Origin of the sequence: Erythrobacter sp., from assembly GCF_038133525.1 — a bacterium.
Taxonomy (GTDB): domain Bacteria; phylum Pseudomonadota; class Alphaproteobacteria; order Sphingomonadales; family Sphingomonadaceae; genus Qipengyuania.
The window spans coordinates 1-8,111 of record NZ_JAYPTL010000092.1; the positions used below are offsets into that span (position 1 = coordinate 1).

Here is an 8,111-nt window from a genome sequence, read left to right on the forward strand (position 1 = left end):
TATCTTGAATCACATCTCGCAGCGATTGTGAATCCAGTTTGTCAACAGGGCCTAGGTGGCGTCCGAACAAAAGTTCCGTGTGCTCAATATCGTCGATGATGTGATAGGGAGAGGCCGGCAGCGGTGTTCGCTGCATGAATCCCTCTTCGCTGGGCTACCAGCCGCCGGCCCCACAAACAATCTTGCCTCGTCCTGCCATGCTGCCTTACGCTGCGCTCCAGGCCGCCCAGCAGGGCGACCCCAACCGCCGGAACTCTAACTTAACCGGTGGACCACCCTGATGGGGCAGGTCAGGTGGAAGACTACAACCGAGAGAGACCGCCCTCATCCCTTGGCTACGCGACACCGGCGGCGTTCGCCGCCGAACTAGATAAGCAATGGCCTGCTTCGCCACGCCCTACGGGCTCCGCTGCGCAGCCCATTGCTTCAACCGCGCTCATACGCATCAACGCAGCTCGGCTCTAATCCCGGCTGGGGGGAAGATCAGGGGGTCACGTCACTCATTGGAAGGCGGCTATCGCGACGCAATTCGCTCTGAAAGTCGTGGGACTATTTTGCAGGTCTTCGAGGAACAGACCTGCTAATTTTCGCCCTGCAGTTAGTTCCATTAGGATAACGCTGTTAGCATACGTAGGCACCGCGGCCGCTAGCCAAAAGGTTGCCAGTAGGACCGTATACACGTGTTTCAGCGACCGAGATATTTTTACCGATCTTGATTATTTTGCCCGATGCTACGAGTGGTCCCGAGGTTGCCGGGCGGTGGTAGTCGACCCTCAGATCGGCGGTCGCCTTGGCCCCTGTACCTTGCGACAATAAGGTGTAGAGCCCGGTTAAATCGATCAGAGAGGCGAGCACGCCGCCATGCGCTGAACCGATTGCCGGGTTTGACACGATCTCGTCGCGCCAAGGCATCTCCAGTTCAAGCTGCTCGTTCGAGCATGACCGTAAAGTGAGGCCAAGCCACCGGTGAAACGGGGCAATCTGCAGGATCTCTTCGAGGCGCTTAGGATCGATCCTTGTCAGATTATCGGTCATGTAACGGCTCCCTGCGGACTGTGATTACGCTTGAGAAAATCGAGTATCGCTGCCGAAAAGGCATCGTTGGCATCGCCAACCACCATATGTGTTGCCTCTGCGATGTCGGTGTATTCAGCGTGTGGAACAAGTTCGAGCAATTGCGCGACCGCGTCTTCGGAAACCAGATCGCTCGATCCGCCGCGAATAATATGCAATGGCAGCGAAAGCCTGCTGGCTGCATCGTTCAGCGCATCAAACTGGCGTTCCTGATGAGCCGGATCGCTTCGCTTGGCTAGTGTGATGTTGCGGATAAAGGCCGGATCCCAATGCCAGTAGTAGCGGCCGTCTTCCTTCTCTCGCAGATAGCGCCGTAAGCCCTTGCCGGCTCCGCGCTTGCGGCGATGTGGCATGTAGCGCGCGATGACCTCTGCCGCTTCGTCCGGTGAAGAGAAACCGGTCTCCACGTGCTCCTCCATAAAGCCGACTACGCGCATAACGCCCCCCGTCTCCATACGCGGCGCGATGTCGACGAGAGTGAGCGACGCGAAGCGGCCCGGCGCAAGGTGTCCTTCGGCGATCAGTCCGGCCAACCCGCCAAGGGAGGCCCCGACGAGCGCTGGCTTGCGGTCCATTTTTGAAGCGATCGCAACGAGATCTGAAGCGAAGTCGCGCGTTTCGTAAGCGCCCTCGGCAGACCATTCGCTGTCGCCATGACCGCGCATATCAATTGCGATCGGACGAAATCCCGCATTGGCGAGATCGGCTGTGACACGTTTCCATGCGTGACGGGTCTGGCCGCCTCCATGCGCGAGCAAGACCGGTAAAGCATCGGCATTTCCGGTCGCTTCGGCTGCTATGGAGATGCCACCATTTCCCCCGATATGGAAAGTTTGCGACTGCATACCGCAACCTCATATTGTAAATCGATTTACAGTAAACGGCTTTATTTCCTGATCCGCTATGGTAGGTTGCCCTAGATGGCTGCCATGACGGGCTATGACGCGGATACAAAGGGGGGCAAGTTCCCTCACCGATACCGATCGGCTGTTCTTTCTTATGGAGGAAGTGACCCGGCGTTTGCGCAGGACCGCCGATTCTTCGGTTGAACAATTCGGGCTCACGCGGACGCAATGGAGTATATTGGCTTATCTTTCGGAGCCCAGGCATGACCCAGACAGAGCTGGCTCGGGAACTGAAGCTAGAGCGCGCTAGCATCGGCCAGACTATTGATCGCCTGGAAGAACTTGAGCTGGTGGAAAGACGCAGGCGCGAAGAACGACAGGCGCGTTTGGCGGGTTCATTTACGCCCTGCCGCAATCGAGCTACTTCCCAAGATGCGAGTAGAAGCTGATGCAATGTATGCTCGCTTGCTCGGGGGGATCCGTTTTGGGGAACTGGAGCGCTTACGCGGATCGCTGGCTAGGATGCATGACAATCTGGGCAGCGAGCCATAATCACTCGAAATCGAGCCCATGCCCCGCGTTCACGCCCGCGTTTGCCCTTCAGGGGGTCTGATGCTCAGATGAGGGACGCCGAGCGCATGCGATCATAACATCCCGGCAGTCGTGGCAGGCGAGGTGGCCGGAGCCCCCGCACTCACCCAGCGCCGTTCGGTTCCTTATCAGCTTGAGCGACCATCGGATTCAGTTTCTGCTGTAGCGTGAAATCAGCGAGTGTTTGCATGGCGGCACTGCTAGCGAATATGGTTGACGCTGAGCTTGAACACGCCAGGCATGCGCGAGCCTTCCAAGATAGCGCTATGGATAAGCATATGCCGAAAGATGAGATACGTGATTACGCCCCCAACGAAAAGGATGACATCCTTTATTTGCTAGAAGAGGTGAACAGGACCGCTCGGCGGACCTTCGACGCTCTGATCGTGGGGCTCGACCTCAATCAAACACAATGGCGGATCATCGCGTCCTTGTTGCGAGAACCTACGCTAACACAGACCGAGATTTCTCGCCTGCTCGAGCTTGAATCGGCGACGATAGGACAGGCTGTCGCAGTTTTGGTTGAAAAAGGTTTGATCGAGCGAGAGCGGGCGGCGCACGATCGAAGGGTTTGGAACCTCCACCTCACCGAGCAAGTAAGAACCATCTGGCCGGAACTGCGCGAAGCGGCTGATCGACTCCACGAAATTCTCTGGAAGGGAATGTCTGCGCCTCAAATCGACCTCCTGCGTACGATGCTTCGAAAAGTTGCGGAGAATCAAAAGCAGGCTGACACTTGCGAAGAAAGCCGATGAAGCATGATCTGGAAAACAGTGTCGGTGAACTGACGCGGCTAGCAGAACTCGGTCAGATTTTCGCCCGGCACGGTCTGAAAAATCTCGGAAGCTTGCTTGGCTTTATGCCGGTTTCGGAGAATGAGCCAGATACCGAGGACTTGCGTCCTGCATCGGTGGTGGCGCTGTTGCGCGATGTCGGCCCTGTCGGAATAAAGCTTGGCCAGCTCCTGGCGACCAGAAGCGATCTGTTTACACAACCCTGGATTTCCGCGTTCGGCACTCTCCACGACCAGGTGGAACCGCTGCCGTTCGATAAGATCGAACCGGTGATTGTATCGGCTTGGGGCAGCGACTGGGAACGTGAATTCGCCGCTTTCGAGAGAAACCCGATCGCCTCAGCCTCTATCGCGCAGACTTATGTCGCAACCCTGCTGGACGGAAGCGAGACTATCGTGAAAATCCGCCGACCCGGCATGGCGTCCAGGATCGAGGCGGACATGAGGCTGTTGACACGGCTCGCGGGCCTCGCCGAGCGTCGGTCAAGCGACATTGCTCGCTATCGACCCGTGGAATTCCTTCAGACATTCGCCAAGAATTTAGCGCGGGAGATGGACCTGGCGGCAGAAGCACGTGCCTGTGAAAGGATTGGCGGTTATCTGGAGATGCTTGGGGTGAAGACGCCCGCGATCCACTGGGAACTCACAGGCTTGACGATCAATGTGCAGGAAGCCCTGGGCGGAAAGCCCGCGTCGCGGCACCCGGCAACTGATCCGGCAGGGAATGCCCAGTTCGCGAAGCGCTATGCCGATGCAGTGCTACGGATGATCCTTCTCAATGGAGAGTTTCATGGCGACCCGCATCCCGGCAACGTCTTCTGGATGGAAGGGAACCAGGTAGGCTTCATCGATTTCGGCTCGGTCGGCTTTCTCAGCGGCGCGCGGCGTCAGGAAATCGTCCGACTGATTTTCGCTATCGCGAACGGACAGATAGACAAGGTGGCCGATCTGCTGCTCGACTGGGCAGGCAATCCACTCGTGGATCGCGCGCAATTGGTGATGGACCTGGATGAGCTGATCGCGGAATTTAGCGGCACAGCTCTTGCCGGGATAGAATTCGCGGCAATTTTCGATCGGGTTTTCGGATTGTTGCGCGATTATCGCCTCGTATTGCCGCCCGACCTCGCTATTTTGCTGCGCACCCTGCTGACCGCAGAGGGCTTCGTTCGCTCTTTGGCGCCGGACTACAATATCGCCGAAGAAACGAAGCCGATCGTGATGCAATTGTTTGCCGAGCGATTTTCGATCGGAGCCGCGCGGGATCATTTGGCCAAGGTCCGCAGTGGCCTGCTTGATTTCTCGGCATCGCTGCCCGAGCTAATCGATAACGTTGCCTCGGTCGCTCGATCAGGTACGATTCAGGTATCCATCGACCCAGCCAGTCTGAACCATCTGACGCGGGAAGAGGACCGCAGCACCCCCGTCAAGGGTCCGGTGGTGGCAGCGTTGATCATCTCTGCCGCATTGCTGGCCGACCAATCGTTGTTACTGGCAGGAATTGTTCTGGCTTTCGCGGGAATAGCACTCATTCCTAGATGGAACTGATAAGACCACACACAATGAACGCTTAGACCACGGCCGCCCGGCACCGATATTGGCTACATCAAGGGAGAAGAGTGGAAATGACCGAACAGAAACCTGCCGAAGCGGTGCCTGCCGCCACCATGCTGCTGACCTGCCCCATCAGGGTGGTCCACCGGTTAAGTTAGAGTTCCGGCGGTTGGGGTCGCCCTGCTGGGCGGCCTGGAGCGCAGCGTAAGGCAGCATGGCAGGACGAGGCAAGATCGTTTGTGGGGCCGGCGGCTGGTAGCCCAGCGAAGAGTGTGGCCGGACGGTGTTGTAGTGGATACGCCAGCGCTCGATCAGGATGATTGCCTCCTTCAGAGTGTAGAAGATCTCCCCGTTGAGAAGCTCATCCCTGAGCTTGCCGTTGAAGGATTCGTTGTAGCCATTCTCCCATGGTGATCCGGGTTCGATGTAGAGAGTCTTCACACCAATCCGCCAGAGCCAGTCGCGCACGGCATGAGAAGTGAACTCAGCGCCATTATCGCTACGGATGTGATCAGGCGGACCATGGCGTTGGAACAGCTCGGTCAGCACGGCCAGGACATCATCGCTCTTGAGCTTGCGCTGGACATGGATCGCCAGGCACTGGCGGCTGTACTCGTCGATCACGGTAAGCATGCGGAAGGCCTTGCCGTCATGGGTGCGATCCATGACGAAGTCGTAGCTCCACACATGGCCACTATATTGCGGACGCAGCCTCACGCATGATCCATCGTTGAACCACAGACGCCCGCGCTTTGGCTGTCTCTGCGGAACCTTGAGCCCTTCACGGCGCCAGATCCGCTCGACCCGCTTGGCGTTCACCAACCAACTTTCATTGCGCAGCAGCGCCGTGATCCGGCGATAGCCGTAGCGACCATATTGCTGGGCCAGCCGGATGATTGCAGCTGTCAGCGGCTTCTCGTCGGCTGGTGGTGCGGGCAGCTTGCGCTGGGTCGAGCGGTGCTGGGCAACGACCCGGCAGGCACGGCGCTGGCAGATATCCAATGCCTCCTGCACATGGTCGATGGCCAGCCGACGCCGTGAAGGGCTCAGTACTTTCCCTCGACAACCTCCTTCAGGATCAGCGCATCGAGCGTAAGATCAGACACCGCCTTCCTGAGCCGCTGGTTCTCCTTCTTGAGATCCTTCAATCGCCGAGCCTGGCTGACCTTCAGCCCACCGTACTCGCGTCGCCAGCGATAGTAACTCTGCTCCGAAATCCCCAGCGATCGGCTGATCTCCCCGATCTTCTCTCCGTGCGAGAGCCGAACTTCGGCCTCACGCAGTATCCCGATAATCTGTTCCGGCGTGTATCTCTTCCGTGCCATTCATCAGCCCCTTTCAAGCCGTAAATAGCCGAAATCCTAACTCTCAAAACGGACCACTTTTCGGGGGGAAGGTCACCTCTGGCCGATGGGAAGGACGCTGACAGGCTGGAAACCGCAGTTGGGCGGTTGGGGCTTGATCGACCTTAGAAACGCGCAATCGGTCGATCCGTTTTCCCTGGCCTCAGATGAACTCATTGAGGTTACCGACTGGGAACTACTTGATTTTGCAGTTCAAGTTGTCAAGCAATGGCTCCAAAGGAAGGGTTTCGAGATCATGTCCACTCACTCAAATCCCAACGTCGATCCGAACATCTGATTTGTCGGAGACAATGGACCCGAGTGGGTAATCGTACGAGCAGCGCGATATCCAGAAAAGGTGGCTCAGATCCCGAGCAACGTAGAGGCCATCGCTAAGCAATGCGAAGCTCTCAGTCACTTGGGGAATTTCGCATCTTTTGGCTTTGCGTTGGCGGAAAACGTTGAAAGGCCCATCTGGCGGGGACACGCTGCCGATGTCCAATTCGAAGGCATTAAGCCGATCTGATCCGGAAGCTCTCATTGCTCCACGCAGGTGTGCGATCTCTTGAAGAATCATGCGGCCATATTCGTGCTCGGCGGTCGCTTTTGGGGTGTAATATAGCCGCCGCTCTGCGCCAAAACACCAGACGTCCAGACCGGTAACGGCGTGGGCTGTAGACTGGAGTTCGTTCGACCTGAGGCCGGTCGGATTACGACTTCTTACCAGTCGTCGAAACTTTGAATTTTGCTCAGATTGGAAACCTCATTCAAGTGCGTTTCCAAGTGATGGCGTTCCTCATCCCAAACCGCAAACAGATGTTCTGCGCCAGAATTCTCAATGTTGTTTAATTCGAAATCGTACACATCGAGAAACAATTGCTCGTAGTACTTAGAGAGACGATTCTCCATGCTGGTGAATGTCACGTATAGCTGGGCATTCTTCGGCCATTTTTTTGACGTGGCTATCAACGCGAAGCTCAGCAAACCCTTTCCCGACATACACGCATAACATCGTGTAATTGCCATGGTCGTCGCAGGCGTCATAGTCTACCCACAGGTGATAGAGGCCTGTCTGACCACGGAGGAATTTAAGATAGAGCTTGTACGTTATGTTCCCAATACGAAGTTCGTCGTCGACCGGCAGTTCCGCACAAAATGCGCTCTCGTTCACCAACTCATGGGCAGAAATTGGCTGGCTTAGTTCTAAGAGCGCTATTTGATCGAACGCATCGTACTCTTGATTTTGACACGGGAAATCTTGTTCGATGCACTTTGTCATGATCGGCTCGACCTACTCAATATTGTATGTTCCTTAATAGGCGCCGGTGGCTTCCGAAATCAGCTCGGTTCTTGCAGCGACGAGCGCTCCCAATACTCGAGGGTATCGGGCCGACTGCTTCGATCCGGCGACCGCGCAAAGGATGCCTTTGACTGCCCCTGTCGATGGCACGTCCGCCTCCAACCAGTCAGCTCCAGACCAATAAGCGGTCACTTCAGGCGGTCCGAAATCCAGGCCTCCACTTCGTCTTCTGCCCATGCGACCGCATATCCACCCAGCTGCACGGGCTTCGGAAACTTGCCCTCGGCCATCCAGCGATAGATTGTCGAACGGCCAAGCCCGACGCGATGCTGAACTTCGGGCAGGCGAATGAGCCGCGTCACCCGCCGGGTTTCGGTCGCTCCTTTGTCTATCTCTTCACCCACGATGGCCTCCCTCGGCACCGGCAAAGACATCGCCAAGCAGCGCATCCTTGCGTTCGAGCTCGTCGATGTGGTCGGAGAGCAAGCGGGCGACGCGGTGCGCGGTCCCCTTGGCCCAGCGCGGCTTCACATCGTGAACCTGGTTGCCCAAGACACGCTCGAGCGCTGAAGGCAGTTCGCCGGAAAAGTCCTCGAAGAATTGCGCGAGGTCCG

Annotated in this window: 9 protein-coding genes and 2 pseudogenes; 5 read left to right on the plus strand and 6 right to left on the minus strand. The window is 57.1% G+C overall.

The features are described from left to right. Positions 1 to 285: 285 nt before the first annotated feature. Positions 286 to 465: pseudogene (locus AAFM29_RS15900) on the plus strand (IS3 family transposase); the annotation flags it as partial. Positions 466 to 621: 156 nt separating this feature from the next. Here the strand turns inward: AAFM29_RS15900 and AAFM29_RS15905 are convergent. Together AAFM29_RS15905 and AAFM29_RS15910 are read right to left on the minus strand one after the other, a co-directional pair. Beyond that, entirely contained in the window at positions 622 to 1,035 is a 414-nt protein-coding gene (locus tag AAFM29_RS15905) for a hotdog fold thioesterase (RefSeq protein ID WP_006834195.1), read from the minus strand. Further along, complete coding sequence (locus tag AAFM29_RS15910) at positions 1,032 to 1,919, minus strand: alpha/beta fold hydrolase (protein WP_006834196.1); 888 nt, start codon at positions 1,917 to 1,919, stop codon at positions 1,032 to 1,034. The genes AAFM29_RS15905 and AAFM29_RS15910 overlap by 4 nt, the downstream gene beginning before the upstream one ends. A 263-nt stretch (positions 1,920 to 2,182) precedes the next feature. On the opposite strand from AAFM29_RS15910, the gene AAFM29_RS15915 reads away from it, so the two are divergent. The 3 genes from AAFM29_RS15915 (at position 2,183) to AAFM29_RS15925 (ending at position 4,848) form a co-directional block, all read left to right on the plus strand. After that, complete coding sequence (locus AAFM29_RS15915; RefSeq protein ID WP_228135198.1) at positions 2,183 to 2,368, plus strand: MarR family transcriptional regulator; 186 nt, start codon at positions 2,183 to 2,185, stop codon at positions 2,366 to 2,368. A gap of 330 nt (positions 2,369 to 2,698) precedes the next feature. Beyond that, on the plus strand, positions 2,699 to 3,265 hold the full coding sequence (locus AAFM29_RS15920) for a MarR family winged helix-turn-helix transcriptional regulator (RefSeq protein ID WP_006834198.1): 567 nt from the start codon (positions 2,699 to 2,701) through the stop codon (positions 3,263 to 3,265). Next, a complete protein-coding gene (locus AAFM29_RS15925) occupies positions 3,262 to 4,848 on the plus strand; it encodes an AarF/ABC1/UbiB kinase family protein (RefSeq protein WP_006834199.1) in 1,587 nt (528 codons plus the stop codon). Before AAFM29_RS15920 ends, AAFM29_RS15925 begins: the two co-directional genes overlap by 4 nt. A 138-nt stretch (positions 4,849 to 4,986) precedes the next feature. On the opposite strand, the gene AAFM29_RS15930 is transcribed toward AAFM29_RS15925, so the two are convergent. After that, a protein-coding gene (locus AAFM29_RS15930; protein ID WP_369765956.1) for an IS3 family transposase occupies positions 4,987 to 6,179 on the minus strand; the annotation gives its coding sequence in 2 pieces (ribosomal slippage) (positions 4,987 to 5,930 and positions 5,930 to 6,179; 1,194 coding nt in all). 85 nt (positions 6,180 to 6,264) lie between these two features. Here AAFM29_RS15930 and AAFM29_RS15935 point away from each other — a divergent pair. Beyond that, positions 6,265 to 6,495 carry a hypothetical protein gene (locus tag AAFM29_RS15935; protein WP_006834202.1) on the plus strand — a complete coding sequence of 77 codons (231 nt, stop codon included), beginning with the start codon at positions 6,265 to 6,267 and terminating at the stop codon, positions 6,493 to 6,495. A gap of 591 nt (positions 6,496 to 7,086) precedes the next feature. Here the strand turns inward: AAFM29_RS15935 and AAFM29_RS15940 are convergent. The 3 genes and pseudogenes from AAFM29_RS15940 to AAFM29_RS15950 all read right to left on the minus strand — a co-directional run. Beyond that, entirely contained in the window at positions 7,087 to 7,476 is a 390-nt protein-coding gene (locus AAFM29_RS15940) for a hypothetical protein (RefSeq protein WP_196793211.1), read from the minus strand. Between the two features lie 209 nt (positions 7,477 to 7,685). After that, on the minus strand, positions 7,686 to 7,901 hold the full coding sequence (locus tag AAFM29_RS15945; RefSeq protein ID WP_006834205.1) for an AlpA family transcriptional regulator: 216 nt from the start codon (positions 7,899 to 7,901) through the stop codon (positions 7,686 to 7,688). Next, positions 7,894 to 8,111: pseudogene (locus AAFM29_RS15950) on the minus strand (hypothetical protein); the annotation flags it as partial. The pseudogene AAFM29_RS15950 and the gene AAFM29_RS15945, both read right to left, overlap by 8 nt.

Coding starts and splice junctions, on each gene's coding strand:
- AAFM29_RS15905 (WP_006834195.1), bottom strand. CDS start 1,035: ATGACCGATAATCTGACAAGGATCGATCCTAAGCGCCTCGAAGAGATC.
- AAFM29_RS15910 (WP_006834196.1), bottom strand. CDS start 1,919: ATGCAGTCGCAAACTTTCCATATCGGGGGAAATGGTGGCATCTCCATA.
- AAFM29_RS15915 (WP_228135198.1), top strand. CDS start 2,183: ATGACCCAGACAGAGCTGGCTCGGGAACTGAAGCTAGAGCGCGCTAGC.
- AAFM29_RS15920 (WP_006834198.1), top strand. CDS start 2,699: ATGGCGGCACTGCTAGCGAATATGGTTGACGCTGAGCTTGAACACGCC.
- AAFM29_RS15925 (WP_006834199.1), top strand. CDS start 3,262: ATGAAGCATGATCTGGAAAACAGTGTCGGTGAACTGACGCGGCTAGCA.
- AAFM29_RS15935 (WP_006834202.1), top strand. CDS start 6,265: ATGGGAAGGACGCTGACAGGCTGGAAACCGCAGTTGGGCGGTTGGGGC.
- AAFM29_RS15940 (WP_196793211.1), bottom strand. CDS start 7,476: ATGACAAAGTGCATCGAACAAGATTTCCCGTGTCAAAATCAAGAGTAC.